Origin of the sequence: uncultured Phascolarctobacterium sp. (assembly GCF_934190775.1) — a bacterium.
Lineage (GTDB): Bacteria > Bacillota > Negativicutes > Acidaminococcales > Acidaminococcaceae > Phascolarctobacterium_A.
The window spans coordinates 13781-29262 of record NZ_CAKPTG010000017.1 but is presented as its reverse complement, the minus strand read 5'-3'; the positions used below and the strand labels follow the sequence as shown (position 1 = coordinate 29262).

Sequence of the window (15482 nt, the reverse complement as noted above, 5' to 3'; positions counted from 1 at the left end):
TAACTGACAATTGATAACTAAAAACTAAAATTAAGGAGAAAAATTGTGGAGCAGATTTTCGAGGAGCAAAATTTTAGCGAGGACAAGCTGCATGAGGAGTGCGGCGTCTTTGGTATCTTCAGCCATAATGAGGATGTAGCACTCAACACCTATTGGGGACTGTATGCGCTGCAGCATCGTGGCCAGGAAAGTACCGGTATTGTTGTTACTGATGGCGAGCGTATGAAAATTAAAAAAGGCATGGGCCTGGTTGCCGATGTCTTCAAGGATGGCGTTGCTGATTTGCAGGGTTATGCTGCTATCGGCCACGTACGTTATTCCACCACCGGTGCCAGCATGCCGTATAATATTCAGCCGCTGAAGGTTTATTTTGACGGCGGTAACCTGGCACTGAGCCACAACGGTAACCTGACTAATGCCGGTCAGCTGCGTGCTAACCTGGCTAAGGAAGGCGCAGTATTTAATACTACTGTTGACAGTGAGGTTGTATTGACCTTGATTGCCTACAGTGCACGTCCGACTATTGAAGAGCGTGTAGCAGAGGCTGTTAACCAAATTAAGGGCGCTTTTGCTATTCTGCTGTTGACTGATAATAAAATCATCGCTGTACGCGACCCCTACGGCTTCCGTCCTCTGGTACTCGGTAAGATGGAAAACGGCTGGTGCGTTGCTTCCGAATCCTGTGCTTTTGACTTGGTTGGTGCAGAGCTGGTACGCGATGTTAAGCCCGGCGAAATGATTATTATCGACAGCGATAACTCTGAACCGCGCAGCATGATGTGGGCTGAAAACAAACCGGCAAAGCCTGCGCACTGCATTTTTGAATATGTTTACTTTGCTCGTAATGACAGTATCATCGACAACCAATCTGTATATGATGCACGTATCCAGATGGGACGCGAGCTGGCTAAGGAAACTCCTGATATTCATCCGGATATCGTTATTTCCGTTCCTGACAGCGGCACTCCGGCGGCAATCGGCTATGCTATGGAGGCCGGTGTTCCCTTCCTGGAAGGTCTTACAAAAAACCGTTATGTAGGCCGTACTTTTATTCAGCCGACGCAAAAGCAACGTGCTAATGCCGTACGTCTGAAGCTGAACCCGGTACGCAGCGTTGTAGAAGGCAAATCTGTTGTTATGGTCGATGACTCCATCGTTCGTGGCACTACCAGCGGCAAGATCGTTAAGCTGCTGAAGGAGGCAGGCGCACGTGAAGTGCATGTCTGCATTTCTTCTCCTCCGGTAACAGACAGCTGCTACTATGGTATTGATACCTCCGAGCGCAAGGAGCTGATTGCGGCACGTTGCACGGAAAATGAAATCTGCCGTTATATTGGGGCAGACAGCCTGCATTATATTTCCATGGATGGCATGAAACGTGCTATTGATAAAATTGATCCCGATGGTTTGTGCTGTGCTTGCTTCAGCGCTAAATACCCCGATAACGCAGATAGCGTAATCAAAGCAGAACCTGAAAGCATTATTGAATAACAGGAGGAAGGCTCATGAGCGAGGAAAAGAAACAACTTACTTATGCTGATGCCGGTGTAGATATTGATGCTGGTAATAAAGCAGTAGAATTAATGAAGGATAGCGTACGTGCTACCTACAGACCTGAGGTTATCGGCGACCTGGGCGGCTTCGGCGGCCTGTTTGCTTTAAACAGCGGCAAATACAAGGAGCCTGTGCTCGTCAGCGGTACTGACGGCGTAGGCACTAAGCTGAAGCTGGCTTTCATGGCTGATAAGCATGATACCATCGGCCAGGACGCTGTAGCAATGTGCGTTAACGATATCTTGGTACAAGGCGCAGAGCCCTTGTTCTTCCTGGATTACATTGCAGTAGATAAGGTTGATTCCCAAAAGGTTGCCAACATCGTTAAGGGTGTTGCCAATGCCTGCAAGGAAAGCGGCTGCGCTCTTATCGGCGGCGAAACTGCAGAAATGGCCGGCTTCTATTCTAAAGGCGAATATGACATCGCAGGCTTCTGCGTTGGCGTAGTTGACAAGAGCAAAATGATTACCGGTGACAAGGTTAAGGCCGGCGACGTGCTTTTGGGCCTGCCTTCCAGCGGTGTGCATTCCAACGGCTTCTCCCTCGTACGTAAAATCTGCTTTGAGGCTATGGGTTACACTATGGACACTGAAATTCCGGAATTTGGCTGCACCTTGGGCGAAAAGCTGCTGACTCCGACTCGTCTGTATCCGAAAACCTGTCTGCCGCTGATTGAAAACTTTGATTTGCACGGTATGGTGCACATCACCGGCGGCGGCTTCTATGATAATATCCCCCGCATTCTGCCTGAAGACTGCGATGCTGAGGTAAATGCCGAGGCTTGGGAAGTTCCTGTTGTCTTCAAAAAGCTGCAGGAATGGGGCAATGTGCCCTGGGCTGAAATGTACCGCACCTTCAACATGGGCGTAGGCATGGTACTGGTTGTTGACCCGTCTGAGGCTGACGCTGTACGCGCACATCTGACTGAGGCTGGTGAAACCTTCTACGAGCTGGGCAAGGTTGTTCCCGGCCATAAAGAAACGATTATGAAAGGCGGCGTTTTCGGTGCATAAAATCGGCGTACTTGTAAGCGGTCGCGGCAGCAACCTGCAGGCGATTATGGACCGTATCGCTGATGGCTATCTGCCGCTGGAAATTGCGGTTGTAATCAGTGATAAGCCTGATGCTTTTGCTTTGGAGCGTGCGCAAAAGGCCGATATCAAAACCGTTGCCGTAGAGCGTAAGGCTTGCGCTTCCAAAGAAGAATTTGAAGCAAAAATCAACGCTGCGTTAGAAGCAGATGGCTGCGAGCTGGTAGTTCTCGCAGGCTTCATGCGTATTCTGAGCGCTGATTTCGTAAATAAATGGCAGCATAAGATTATTAATATTCATCCGGCGCTGCTCCCGAGCTTCCCCGGTCTGCACGGACAGAAGCAGGCTGTGGACTACGGCGTAAAATTCAGCGGCTGCACCGTTCATTTTGTCGATGCAGGCACTGACAGCGGCCCGATTATCCTGCAGAAGGTTGTTCCTGTTATGGATGACGATACCGAGGATACTTTGGCTGATCGCATTCTAGTGCAGGAGCATATCGCAATGCCGGAGGCTTTAAAGCTTTGGGCAGAAGGAAAGCTGACAATCGAAGGCAGAAAGGTAAAGGTTAAAGCATGAAAATTAAAAGAGCATTATTAAGCGTTAGTGATAAAACCGGCATTGTAGAGCTGGCAAAATTCCTGAGTGACAACGGTGTAGAAATTATTTCTACCGGCGGCACCATGAAGGCTATTAAGGAAGCAGGCATTCCTGTAACCTATGTAAGTGACGTAACCGGCTTCCCGGAAATCATGGACGGCCGTGTAAAAACTCTGAATCCGAAGATTCATGGTGCAATTTTGGCTGTACGCAGCAATCCGGAGCATATGAAGGCTTTGGCTGAGCATGACATCACCCCGATTGACCTGGTTGTAGTTAACCTTTATCCCTTCCGTGAAACTGTTGCCAAACCTGGCGTAACTGAGGCTGAGGCTATTGAAAACATTGATATCGGCGGTCCGGCAATGGTTCGTGCCAGCGCTAAAAACTTCAAGGACGTTGTTATCGTAACCTATCCGAGCCGTTACGAAGGCTTAATGGAAATGCTCGCCAAGGAAGGCGACGTTGATGCACGCACCCGTAAGGAGCTGGCATTGGAAGCCTTCACTCATACTGCTGAATACGATGCAATGATCAGCGAATATTTGAAGAAGCAACTGGAGAAATAACCATGAATATTTTATTAATCGGTGGCGGCGGCCGCGAACACGCTTTAGCGTGGAAGCTGGCGCAAAGCCCTAAGGTTGAAAAAATTTATGCTGCTCCCGGTAACCCGGGCATGGCACTGCTGCCTAAATGCGAATGCATTGCTCTGGATGTTGAAAATCTGGAGGGCGTAGCAGATTACGCTGAGGAAAAGAGCATTGACCTGACCGTTGTAGGTCCGGAAGCACCGCTTGTTGCAGGTCTTGCAGATGTTTGCAAGCGCCGCGGTCTGCCGGTATTCGGTCCTTCCAAAGCTGCAGCGCAGCTGGAAGGCTCCAAGGCATTTTCCAAAGAGCTGATGGCAAAATACAATATTCCTACCGCTTTCTTCAAAATTTGCGAGGATATCGAAACTGCCAAGGCTTATGTTGAAGAAAAGGGCGCACCTATCGTAGTTAAGGCTGACGGTCTTGCAGCAGGCAAGGGCGTTGTTGTTGCAATGACTAAGCAGGAAGCACTTGATGCTATCGACGAAATGATGGCTGATCATAAATTTGGCAACGCAGGCGCACGCCTCGTTCTGGAAGAATACATGGAAGGCGAGGAGGCTTCTCTCCTGGCATTTACCGACGGCAAAACCATTGTGCCGATGATTGCTTCTCAGGACCACAAGCGCGTATTTGACGGTGACGAAGGCCCTAACACCGGTGGTATGGGAACTTATGCTCCCGCTCCCGTTATGACCGACGTGCTGCGTTTAAAAGCAACTGAGCTGATTCTGAAACCAGTTATCGCTGCTATGGCAGCAGAAGGCATGCCGTATCAGGGCTGCCTCTATGCCGGCCTGATGATTAAGGGTGACAGCGTGAAGGTTGTAGAATTCAACTGCCGCTTCGGTGACCCTGAGACTCAGGTAGTACTGCCTTTGCTTGACGGTGACCTGGCTGAGATTATGCTGGCCTGCGCTACCGGTACTCTTGATCAGGTAGACTTCGGCTGGTACGACAAGGCTGCTGTATGCGTAGTAATGGCTTCCGGCGGTTATCCCGAAAGTTATGCTAAAGGACTGGAAATCACTGGTCTGGCTGACGCTGCTGCTGATAAAGATGTTGTTGTATTCCACGCAGGCACCAAAGCTGACGGCGCCAAGGTTCTTACCAACGGCGGACGTGTATTGGGTGTAACTGCTGTGGACGCCAATATTAAGGCTGCACGCGACCGTGCCTATGCTGCTGTAGAAAAAATTAATTTTGATGGCGCTTTTTGCAGAAAAGATATTGCATGGAGAGCCTTAAAGAGGTAAAATAGATAAAATACCTACTCGGACTGCAGAAAAGCAATTATTTACTCAGTAATTCTGTTACGAAGTGTAATTATGCTTTGGCTGTGGTAAACAAAAAATAATTAAGAAAAGGATGATGAAAGAATGGCTTTTTATTATGATGAACCTGCTCACACATTTAGTGAGTACCTGTTAGTTCCCGGTTATTCCTCTGAAAAATGTATCCCCGCCAATGTAGACCTGCGTACGCCGCTGGTTAAATACAAAAAAGGTGAAGAACCGGCAATTACTATGAACATCCCGATGGTTTCTGCTATCATGCAGGCTGTTTCCGGCGAAAAGCTGGCTGTAGCTCTTTCCAAAGAGGGCGGCATTTCTTTCATCTATGGTTCTCAATCCGTAGAGGACGAGGCTGCTATGGTTGCTCGCGTTAAAGGCTATCGTGCAGGCTTTGTAAGCAGCGACTCCAACATCCGTCCGGACAGCACTCTGGCTGATATCCTGGCACTGAAAGAACGCACCGGTCACTCCACCGTTGCAGTTACCAGCGATGGTACTGCAAACGGTAAGCTGGAAGGCATTGTTACCAGCCGTGACTATCGTCCGAGCCGCATGTCCCTAGACGTTAAGGTTCGTGACTTCATGACTCCGATTGACAAAATGGTTTATGCTCCGAAGGATACCACCCTGCAACAGGCTAATGATATCATCTGGGAGAAAAAACTCAACACTCTGCCTATCGTTGATGATGACGGCCGTATGCTGTACATGGTATTCCGTAAAGACTATGCAACTCATAAGGAATATCCGTTAGAGCTGCTGGACAGCAAAAAACGCCACATCGTTGGCGCAGGTATCAACACCCGTGACTACGCTGAGCGTGTTCCTGCATTGATTGATGCAGGCGTTGACGTACTCTGCATTGACTCCTCCGAAGGCTACAGCGCATGGCAAAAAATCACCCTGGACTGGATCCGTGAGCACTACGGTGACAGTGTTAAGGTTGGCGCAGGCAACGTAGTTGACGCTGAAGGCTTCCGCTTCCTGGCTGACGCTGGCGCTGACTTCATTAAAGTTGGCATCGGCGGCGGTTCTATCTGCATCACCCGTGAGCAAAAAGGTATCGGCCGTGGCCAGGCAACTGCTCTGATTGATGTTTGCAAGGCTCGTGACGAATACTTCGAAGAAACCGGCGTATATATTCCGGTATGCTCCGACGGCGGTATCGTTTATGACTACCATATGACTCTGGCTCTGGCTATGGGCGCTGACTTCATGATGCTGGGACGTTACTTCGCTCGTTTCGACGAAAGCCCGACCAACAAGGTTAATGTTAACGGCACCTACATGAAGGAATACTGGGGCGAAGGCTCCAGCCGTGCACGTAACTGGCAGCGCTATGACATGGGCGGCGCAGCTAAGCTGTCCTTTGAAGAAGGCGTTGATTCTTACGTTCCGTATGCAGGCAGCCTGAAGGATAACGTAAACCTGACTCTGGCTAAGGTTCGTTCCACCATGTGCAACTGCGGTGCTCTGAACATCCGCGAGCTGCAGGAGAAGGCTAAACTGACTCTTGTTTCCGCAACCAGCCTGGTTGAAGGTGGCGCACACGACGTTATGCTGAAAGAAAACTCCAACAGCAACTATCCTAAATAATTAAATAAACGTAAATGGCAAGCTCTCGAAGAAATTCGAGGGCTTGTTTTTTAGCTTGCAAAACGAAAAAAAGCTGTTTATAATAAAATTAGAATTTAGAATAAACAACATTTTAAGGAGGAAAGCTATATGTACATAAAGCGTGCTTTAGAAGAAACTGTACTGAAAACGTCGCGCACCTTTCCGGTAGTGCTAGTCACTGGCCCACGCCAGGTTGGTAAAACAACTATGCTTAAGAAGCTTATGGAGCCTGAAAGAAAATATGTGACGCTGGACGATCCTGATGTACGTTATCTGGCTAAGACTGATCCTGCCTTGTTTATGCAACGCTATACTCCGCCTGTTTTGATAGATGAAATTCAATATGCTACAGAGCTTCTGCCGTATATCAAAATGTCTGTTGACAGTTCCGGGCATATGGGTGACTATTGGCTTACTGGTTCTCAGGTGTTCCGCCTGATGCAGAATGCCAGTGAAAGTCTGGCAGGACGTGTGGGAATTTTAAGTCTGCTTGGTCTTTCAGATGCAGAGCTGAATAATTATCCGAATGAGCCGTTTACTGCTGATAAGGAAAGATTATGTCAAAGATATAATGCTGTGAAGCCGCGTGGGTTAAACGATATTTACCAGCGCATTTTCCGTGGTTCTATGCCTGCGTTATGCAATAATGCAGAAATTGACAGAGAAACATATTATAAATCCTATATAGATACGTATTTGCAGCGGGATATCAGAGATCTGACTCAGGTTGCAGACGAGATGCAGTTTTATAATTTTATGATAGTTGTGGCTGCGCATACATCAAAGCCTGTAATTTATGAAGAGCTGGCTGCAGCTGCTGGGATTAGTGCGCCTACTGCCAAAAAATGGCTTTCTATCTTAGTATCTTCGCATATAGTGGCTTTGGTTCAGCCTTATGCTAATAATGTTTTAAAACGTGTAGTGAAGATGCCGCTTATGCATTTTTTAGATACTGGGCTTGCAGCGCATCTGCTAAAATGGGGGAGCGCGGAAACATTGGAGCTTGGAGCAATGACCGGAGCTTTTTTTGAGACTTATGTGTTTTCTGAGATTTATAAAAGCTATCTGAATGCAGGTAAGGAGCCGCCGATTTATTATTATCGTGATAATACACAAAAGGAAATCGACTTGTTGCTTTATCAAAACAATACTGTTTACCCGATAGAAGTAAAAAAAGCGGCATCTCCGGGGAAGGCCGCAATCAAGAATTTTTCTGTGCTTGCTCCTTTGGAAAAGAACGATGCCTTTCCGGGCATTGCTGCTTTGAAGGTAAATGTGGGGATGGGCAGCGTGATTTGTATGAATGAAAATCTGTTGCCGTTAGATGATAAGAACTGGTATGTGCCTGTATGGCTGATATAAATGTATTTGTATGCTATATGGAATTCAAACGAAAAAATATGTAAAAATAGTAGTCATATGAAATTGTAGCTTAAACCAAAAAGCTCCCCTGAACGATTCGTTCAGGGGAGCCTGTCTGTTTTTCAGCGAAGTTTCGCTGTTATATTACCTTGTAAAGCTGAAAGCCTTGCGTATCGCAGGAAACAAGCTTGTAGTTGATTCCTTCACGCAATCCTTCGAAAACGGGAATGTGGTTTTCACCATGAATGTGTCCATAGACACAGTGCTGCACACCGTACTGCAGCATAAGATTAGTAAAGTAGGTATGCTCCGTGCGTGCGAAAAGCGGCGGATAGTGAAAGGCCGTAATTATCTGCTGCGCCTGCATTTTATGCGCCTGCTGCAGGGAAAGCTCCAGGCGGATTCCTTCGCGGTTGTAGATTTTTCTGTCGGCTTCACTGAAGCTTTCGGCCGAAGGCAGCAGCCATCCGCGAGTGCCGCAGACAGCAATATCCTCTACCATAATGCAGTCATTCTGCAGAAATTCAAAATGAGCGCCGTAACGCTGCTGCATTTTGCTCAGGCTGCTCCACCAGTAATCGTGGTTGCCGCGCAGCAGCAGCTTGCGTCCGGGGAGCTGCGCCAGCCAGTCTAAATCCTGTGCTGCTTCTTCCAAAGTCATGGCCCAGGAAATATCGCCGCAGACAATGACTGTATCCTGTGCAGTTACAGTGTTTTGCCAATTAACGGCAATCTTTTCTTTATGATTGCGCCAATGCTCGCCGAAAATCTCCATGGGCTTGCTTGCCGGTTCGCCTGATAAATGCAGGTCGCCTATTGCGTAAATATGCATAATATTATCACCTTTAAGTGTTAAATTCGATTTTAAGCTTTGCCAAGCAGGAAGCGTGCTAAGGCTGGAACGTCGGCAACATAGTAATCAGCGCCAACCTCAGCCAGCTCTTCGTAGCTGCCAAATCCGAAGCCTGCGCCGATGCAGGCGATACCATTGGCGTGAGCGGCGAGAACGTCCTCGCGGCGGTCGCCAATCAGGGCTACATTTTTCTTGGCTTCGGGCGTAGTGAGCTGCCATTTTTCCAAAGCAGCGGCAACTACCAAAGCTTTCTTGTCTGTTTTACCGTCAAGACTGCAGCCTGTTACATCCTGAAGATAGGGATTGAAGCCAAATCGTTCAGCAATTCTCAGCGCAAAAACCTCCGGCTTGGCGGTAGCCATGCCGAGGCGGCGGCCATCTTTCTGCAGGTCAGCCAATAGCTCCATTATACCGGGATAAACCTTGTTTTCCCAGATGCCGATATCGGTATAGCGTTCACGATATTTTTCTACACCGGCCTCAGCCTCTTCTCTGGTCATGCCGTAGTATTTGATAAAGCTGTCGCGCAGGGGCGGGCCGATGAAAACCTCCAGCTTTTTCAAATCAGGCTCCTCAATATTTTGAGCGCGCAATGCGTATTGTACGCATTTTGTGATACCCTCGGCGGAATTTGTCAGGGTACCGTCTAAATCAAAAAGTAAATTTTGAAACATTTATTGCTCCTTATTCGCTTTAATAGAATTTTTTTGGACTTGTATAACTGATTATAACACACTTTAGCAAATTAGTGATACAATAATGGTTATTAGAGACAGATAGATTTCATGAGGGGGAATAAAAAATGACAATTAAGCTTTTTGAAAACAATTCTTTGCTCAAACAGTGCGTGGCGAAGGTTACGACCTGCACGCCGAAGGATGGCAAATATCTGGTTGAGCTTGACCAGACTGTTTTCTTTCCGGAGGGCGGCGGTCAGCTGAGCGACAGAGGCAAGCTGGCTGATGCTGTCGTAAGCCATGTAAGCGAAAATGACGGTCACATTTACCATGAGTGCGACAAGCCGTTGGAGGTAGGCGCTGAGGTGGAGGCTGTGCTGGACTGGCCTGTGCGTCTGGACAGAATGCAGCAGCATTTGGGCGAGCATCTTTTGTCCTACGCCTGTTGGAAGCTGTTTAAGGCCAATAACATCGGCTTTCATATGAATGAGGATGATGTTTTCATTGACCTTGATAAGGAGCTGACGGACGAGGAGCTGCTGCAGGCAGAATTATATACGAATGAGATTATCTGGGAGAATCGCCCGGTACATATCAGCTATATGGACAGCACAGAGGCTGTTAAGCTGAAGGATAAAATGCGTAAGTTCAACAGCAAGCTGACAGGCACTTTGCGTATTGTTTCGGTTGAGGACGCTGATATCTGTACCTGCTGCGGTACGCATCCGCCGTTTACGGGGATGCTGGGCAGCGTTAAGGTTATCCGTCATGAAAAGCACAAGGGCGGTTGCCGCGTAGAGTTTGTCTGCGGCCGCAGAGCACTTTTGGATGCGGACGCCAAGAACAGCACATTGCTTAGCGTAGCTGCAAGTCTTTCCGTAAAGCCTGAGCAGGTGCCTGCTGCCGTAAGTAAGCAGAAAAATGATTTGCTTGCACAGCTTGATGTTGCCAAGAGCAAGCTGCTGAAGATTGAAGAAGAAAAGCTGCAGGAGCTGTATGCTGCTGCGCCGGTGAATGCTGATGGTGTCAAGGTTTTGACTCTGCCTATGGAAGGTCACGATGCCAAGGATATCAAAGTCTTTCTGCCGAAGGTTACCGCACTGGACAACACGCTGAGCCTTTTGGTAGCAGTGCAGCCTGAGCGCATCAGCTACGCAGTTGCTTTGGGCATGGATACTGCAGGCGATTGCCGCAGTGTTATCAAGCTGCTCAACGAAGCCTTTGGCGGCCGTGGCGGCGGCAAGAGCGACTGCGCGCAGGGCGGTGCGGATTATTGCGCCGACTGGCAGGAAAAGCTGCAGAGCGTTGTAGAAAAACTGAAGTAAAAAGTGCAAAATAAAAAGACGGTCAAGCGACCGTCTTTTTATTTACGTCTACACGTAAGTAATTTTGCTTACAAAATAACAATAAACGGAGAGGGCTGACACGCGACTGTCAGAGTCTCTCTTTGTCTTTATTATAGCAAATTTACGTTTTCTGTCAAGCTTACAGCTCGTTGATCATAGCGATGAGTCTGTCAACCTCTTCGTCCTTGGTTGCCCAGCTAGTGCAGATGCGCACGCTGTAATTGCCGTCCTCCAGGTAAGCGATGTGGCTGAGAGCAAATTCCTCGCTCAGCTTTTCAAATTGCGCCGGAGTCATGATAACGAATTGCTGGTTGGTGGGGGATTCGGTAACGAACTTAAAGCCTTTGGCTAACAGTGCATCACGGATTTTCAGCGCTTGCAGTGTGCCTTTACCGCAGATTTTGCTGTAAAGATTATCCTTCATAAGTGCGCCGAACTGTACGCCGAGCAGGCGTCCTTTGGCCATGATGGAACCGCATTGCTTAGCGATGGTACGGAAGTCGGGCTTGAGTGCATCGTTCAAAATAACAACTGCTTCTCCGAAGAGCAGGCCGCATTTGGTGCCGCCGATATAGAAAACGTCGCAGTTGGCTGCCAAATCTGCTGCAGTCATATCGTTGTCGGGAGCGCCGAGAACATAGCCTAAGCGTGCGCCGTCAACAAAGAGGTAAAGACCGCAGTCCTTGCAGGCCTGATATAAATCCTGCAGCTCTTTTTTGCTGTACATGCTGCCGATTTCAGTCGGTTGGGAGATATAAACCATTTTTGGCTGAGCCCAATGCTCACGGCTGGGATCGGTATCGTACATTTTCCATTCGTGGCGGATTTGCTCGGCAGTAAGCTTGCCGTCCTCGCTCGGAAGCGGCAGTACGCGGTGGCCTACATGCTCAATAGCACCGGCCTCATGCGTATTGATATGGCTGGGAACAGCGCCGTAAACAGCCTGATGCGGACGCAAGGCAGCGCAGATAACCGTCAGGTTGGTCTGGGTGCCGCCAACAAGAAAGTGCACGTCAGCGTTCGGGCAGGCGAAGGCTTCTCTAATCAATTTGCGTGCTTCGTCGCAGTAGGGATCAAGGCCGTAGCCGTCGGTCTGTTCCATATTGGTTTGCACAAGCTTTTCGAGGACTGCAGGATGGCAGCCTTCGGTGTAGTCACTGTTGAAACGATAAGTCATTTTAAATCACCTTCAATTTTTTGTTTTATATGTGTATTTTAATAGCTTGATAGTGTAAAGGCTCTCCTCGGGGAGAGCTGTCAGCGAAGCTGACTGAGAGGGGAATATATAAATAGCGCGCTGCGCAATGCCAACCACCCCAGGGTGCTCTCTCTTGTCCTGCGGGCAATTCACCTTGTCTATCGTAGGAGAGCCTGTTACCAAAATTCCAAGACCTTCTTACTTCTTGCCTAAAATTTTCTTGCCTACGAATTCATATAACACAGGCAGCAGGGAAAAGACAACGATGCCCAGAGTTACCAGCGTAAAATTATGCTTGATGGCAGGGATGTTGCCGAAGAAGTAACCGCCGCCCACAAAGAGAAATACCCACACTACGGCACCGATGACATTGTAATGAGCAAAGGTCAGGTAGTGCATTTTGCCGATGCCGGCAACGAAGGGTGCAAAGGTACGAACAATCGGCACGAAGCGGGCCAGGAAAATAGCCTTGTGACCATGCTTGTCATAAAAAGCGCTGGCCTTGTCGACATGCTCCTTTTTGATGATGTTCTTCTTAATCATGTGCATACCGAGATGCTCGCCTATCATATAATTGCAGGCATCACCTAGCACAGCCGAAACTAAAAAGATGGGCACGATAATTTTGATATCCATGCCTTCGGGTGCAGCAGCAGCAAGAGCGCCACAGGCGAAAAGCAGCGAATCGCCCGGTAAAAACGGGGTGACTACCAGACCGGTTTCGCAGAACACTACCATGAACAGGATGGCGTAAATCAGATGACCGTAGGCCATCATAATTTCCGGCAGGTGCTTGTCCAGGTGCAGAATTAAATCGATAAAATACATTGCATATGCTTCCATAAAAATTTCCTTTCTTAACCTTGAGTTATATAAAATTATTTTAACACAAAAAACCGAACGTTGTAAGAGAATTTTAAGCCGAAAATGTGATTTTTCCCTTAAATATGTGGTAAAATAGAAGTCATAAGGTTGTAATGTACAAGTTGTAACAATTATTGAGATAAGGAGTGTTTTCGTTGGACCAAGAATTATGTTGGTGTGGCAGCGGTAAAGCATATGCAGATTGCCACAAAATGAATGATGCAAAAATTGCGTTGCTGCAGGCTCAGGGCTGCGAGGTTCCTGACCGCGATATGATTAAAACCCCGGAGCAGATTGCAGGTATTCGTGCAGCTTGCAAAATCAATACGGGTGTACTGGATGAGGTTGCCAAATATATTAAGGCCGGTATGACTACTGCTGATATCGACAGAATCGTTTACGAATATACAGTAGCACATAACGCTATTCCTGCACCGTTAGGCTATGAGGGTTTCCCGAAGAGCGTGTGTACCTCTATCAATGACCAGGTTTGCCATGGCATTCCCAGCGAGCATGACGTGCTGCGCAGCGGTGACATTGTTAATGTAGACGTTTCTACTATCTACAATGGCTATTATGCTGACGCATCCCGTATGTTTATGATTGGCAAGGTTACTAAACCGGCTGCAGATTTGGTTGCAATCACCAAGCAATGTCTGCTGCGTGGTATTGAAGCAGCTCAGCCTTGGGGTTTCCTGGGAGATATCGGCGCTGCCGTTTCCAAGCTGGCACATAAGCACGGCTATTCCGTTGTCGAAGAATTCGGCGGCCACGGCGTTGGTGTAGAGTTCCACGAGGATCCGTTCGTCTGCCATGTAGGCAAGCGCAAAACCGGTATGGTGCTTGTACCGGGAATGATATTCACTATTGAGCCGATGATTAACATGGGACACAAGGATATCTGCATTGACGAGACCAATAACTGGACTGTTTATACCTGTGACGGCAGTCTTTCTGCTCAATGGGAGCACCAGATCCTGATTACCGAAAACGGTCCGGAGATTTTAACCTATTAATGGCTTGACGGCTGTGCAGGCAGCCTTAATCTTTATTATTGTGCCCGGGCCCTGTAGCCTGGGCAAATAGATAGCATAGGAGGCTATAATAATGACAGACTTTTTGGAAAAAACATTCCGCCTGAAGGAACATCAGACGGATGTCCGCACAGAAATTCTTGCCGGTATCACCACCTTTATGACGATGGCTTATATTTTGGCCGTTAACCCCGGCATTTTAAGTGCTGCCGGTATGGATGCAGGTGCGGTGTTTACTGCTACTGCTTTGGGTGCCTGCCTTGGTACTCTGCTAATGGCGCTGTTTTCTAACTATCCCTTTGCGCTTGCTCCCGGTATGGGCCTGAACGCCTTTTTTGCTTATACTGTTGTAGGACAGATGGGTTACAGCTGGCAGGTTGCGCTGGCAGCAGTTTTTGTTGAAGGTATTCTGTTCATTGTTCTGTCCCTGACTAAGGTGCGCGAAGCGTTGTTCAACTCCATTCCACCTGCATTGAAGTTTGGCGTTACCAGCGGTATAGGTCTGTTCATCACCTTTATCGGCCTGCAGAATTCCAAGCTCGTTGTTGCGGGACCGACTCTCGTTGGCCTTTATCCGTTTAAAGCTGCTCTGGCAGATGGCACCTTCTGGTCCACCGGTATCGGTGCTTTGCTGGCACTTATCGGCATTCTGCTGACTGCGGTAATGATGACGAAAAAGGTTCCCGGCGGTATCCTCGTTGGTATTCTGGTTACCTGGGGCTTAGGCATGATTTGCGAGCTGACCGGCATTTATGTACCGAATCCGAAGCTCGGTATGTTCTCCGTTATGCCCAGCTTTGCTAACGGCATTTCTGTTCCCAGCCTGGCACCGACATTTATGCAGTTGGACTTCAGTGCTATCTTCACCTTTAACTTCATTACAATCATGCTTTCCTTCATGTTTGTAGATTTGTTTGATACTCTCGGTACTCTGATCGGTGTTGCTTCCAAGGCTAAAATGCTGGACAAGGACGGCAAGCTGCCGAAGATTGAAGGCGCTCTGCTGGCTGACTCCATCGCTACTACCGGTGGTGCGCTGCTGGGTACCTCTACCGTTACTACCTTCGTAGAAAGCAGCGCCGGCGTTGCTGTCGGCGGCCGTACCGGTCTTACTGCTGTTACTGCAGCAATTCTGTTCTTCCTCAGCCTGTTCTTTGCACCGATTTTCCTGGCAATTCCTGCCTTCGCTACCGCCCCGGCACTGGTAATTGTAGGCTTTTTGATGGTAAGCAGCCTGCTTAATGTAGACTTTGATGATATGACTGAGGCTATTCCTGCTTTTGTTGCAGCAGTAGCAATGCCCTTTATGTATTCTATCTCCGAAGGTATTTCCATGGGCGTTATCTCCTATGTGGCAATTAACCTGCTCAGCGGTGAATACAAAAACAAAAAAACCAGCTGGATTGTATATGTGCTGGCAGTAATCTTTATCCTGAAATATATTTACGTGTAAAAGG

Annotated in this window: 14 protein-coding genes; 10 read left to right on the top strand and 4 right to left on the bottom strand. The window is 48.1% G+C overall.

Annotated features, from left to right (window positions below; genetic code table 11):
- The first annotated feature begins 45 nt into the window (after nt 1-45).
- The 7 genes from purF (at nt 46) to Q0G26_RS09155 (ending at nt 8053) form a co-directional block, all read left to right on the top strand.
- A complete protein-coding gene (gene purF / locus Q0G26_RS09185; protein WP_210683808.1) occupies nt 46-1491 on the top strand; it encodes an amidophosphoribosyltransferase in 1446 nt (481 codons plus the stop codon).
- Nucleotides 1492-1505: 14 nt separating this feature from the next.
- Nucleotides 1506-2567 (top strand): phosphoribosylformylglycinamidine cyclo-ligase, encoded by a 1062-nt coding sequence (gene purM, locus Q0G26_RS09180; RefSeq protein WP_293830042.1) that lies wholly within the window; start codon nt 1506-1508, stop codon nt 2565-2567.
- Nucleotides 2560-3165, top strand: coding sequence for a phosphoribosylglycinamide formyltransferase (gene purN, locus Q0G26_RS09175; RefSeq protein WP_293830041.1), 606 nt, complete (start codon nt 2560-2562; stop codon nt 3163-3165). Before purM ends, purN begins: the two co-directional genes overlap by 8 nt.
- Nucleotides 3162-3755 carry an mGS-like domain protein gene (locus Q0G26_RS09170; RefSeq protein ID WP_021720286.1) on the top strand — a complete coding sequence of 198 codons (594 nt, stop codon included), beginning with the start codon at nt 3162-3164 and terminating at the stop codon, nt 3753-3755. The genes purN and Q0G26_RS09170 overlap by 4 nt, the downstream gene beginning before the upstream one ends.
- 2 nt (nt 3756-3757) lie before the next feature.
- Nucleotides 3758-5035 (top strand): phosphoribosylamine--glycine ligase, encoded by a 1278-nt coding sequence (gene purD, locus Q0G26_RS09165; protein ID WP_293830040.1) that lies wholly within the window; start codon nt 3758-3760, stop codon nt 5033-5035.
- Nucleotides 5036-5158: 123 nt separating this feature from the next.
- Nucleotides 5159-6670, top strand: coding sequence for an IMP dehydrogenase (locus tag Q0G26_RS09160; RefSeq protein WP_293830039.1), 1512 nt, complete (start codon nt 5159-5161; stop codon nt 6668-6670).
- 129 nt (nt 6671-6799) lie between these two features.
- A complete protein-coding gene (locus tag Q0G26_RS09155) occupies nt 6800-8053 on the top strand; it encodes an ATP-binding protein (protein ID WP_293830037.1) in 1254 nt (417 codons plus the stop codon).
- Nucleotides 8054-8192: 139 nt separating this feature from the next.
- Here the strand turns inward: Q0G26_RS09155 and Q0G26_RS09150 are convergent, their stop codons facing one another.
- Nucleotides 8193-8885, bottom strand: a complete 693-nt coding sequence (locus tag Q0G26_RS09150) for a metallophosphoesterase (RefSeq protein WP_293830036.1) — start codon at nt 8883-8885, stop codon at nt 8193-8195.
- Nucleotides 8886-8917: 32 nt separating this feature from the next.
- Nucleotides 8918-9580 (bottom strand): HAD hydrolase-like protein, encoded by a 663-nt coding sequence (locus tag Q0G26_RS09145; protein WP_293830034.1) that lies wholly within the window; start codon nt 9578-9580, stop codon nt 8918-8920.
- Nucleotides 9581-9708: 128 nt separating this feature from the next.
- Between Q0G26_RS09145 and Q0G26_RS09140 the strand changes: the two genes are divergently transcribed.
- A complete protein-coding gene (locus tag Q0G26_RS09140) occupies nt 9709-10908 on the top strand; it encodes a DHHA1 domain-containing protein (protein WP_293830032.1) in 1200 nt (399 codons plus the stop codon).
- Nucleotides 10909-11068: 160 nt separating this feature from the next.
- On the opposite strand, the gene Q0G26_RS09135 is transcribed toward Q0G26_RS09140, so the two are convergent.
- Nucleotides 11069-12106 (bottom strand): aminotransferase class I/II-fold pyridoxal phosphate-dependent enzyme, encoded by a 1038-nt coding sequence (locus Q0G26_RS09135; RefSeq protein WP_293830031.1) that lies wholly within the window; start codon nt 12104-12106, stop codon nt 11069-11071.
- 219 nt (nt 12107-12325) lie between these two features.
- On the bottom strand, nt 12326-12970 hold the full coding sequence (locus Q0G26_RS09130) for a DedA family protein (protein WP_210683817.1): 645 nt from the start codon (nt 12968-12970) through the stop codon (nt 12326-12328).
- 176 nt (nt 12971-13146) lie between these two features.
- Here Q0G26_RS09130 and Q0G26_RS09125 point away from each other — a divergent pair, with 176 nt between their 5' ends.
- Together Q0G26_RS09125 and Q0G26_RS09120 are read left to right on the top strand one after the other, a co-directional pair.
- Nucleotides 13147-14007, top strand: coding sequence for a methionyl aminopeptidase (locus Q0G26_RS09125; protein WP_293830030.1), 861 nt, complete (start codon nt 13147-13149; stop codon nt 14005-14007).
- 91 nt (nt 14008-14098) lie between these two features.
- Nucleotides 14099-15478, top strand: coding sequence for an NCS2 family permease (locus Q0G26_RS09120; protein ID WP_293830028.1), 1380 nt, complete (start codon nt 14099-14101; stop codon nt 15476-15478).
- The last annotated feature ends 4 nt before the right edge of the window (nt 15479-15482 follow it).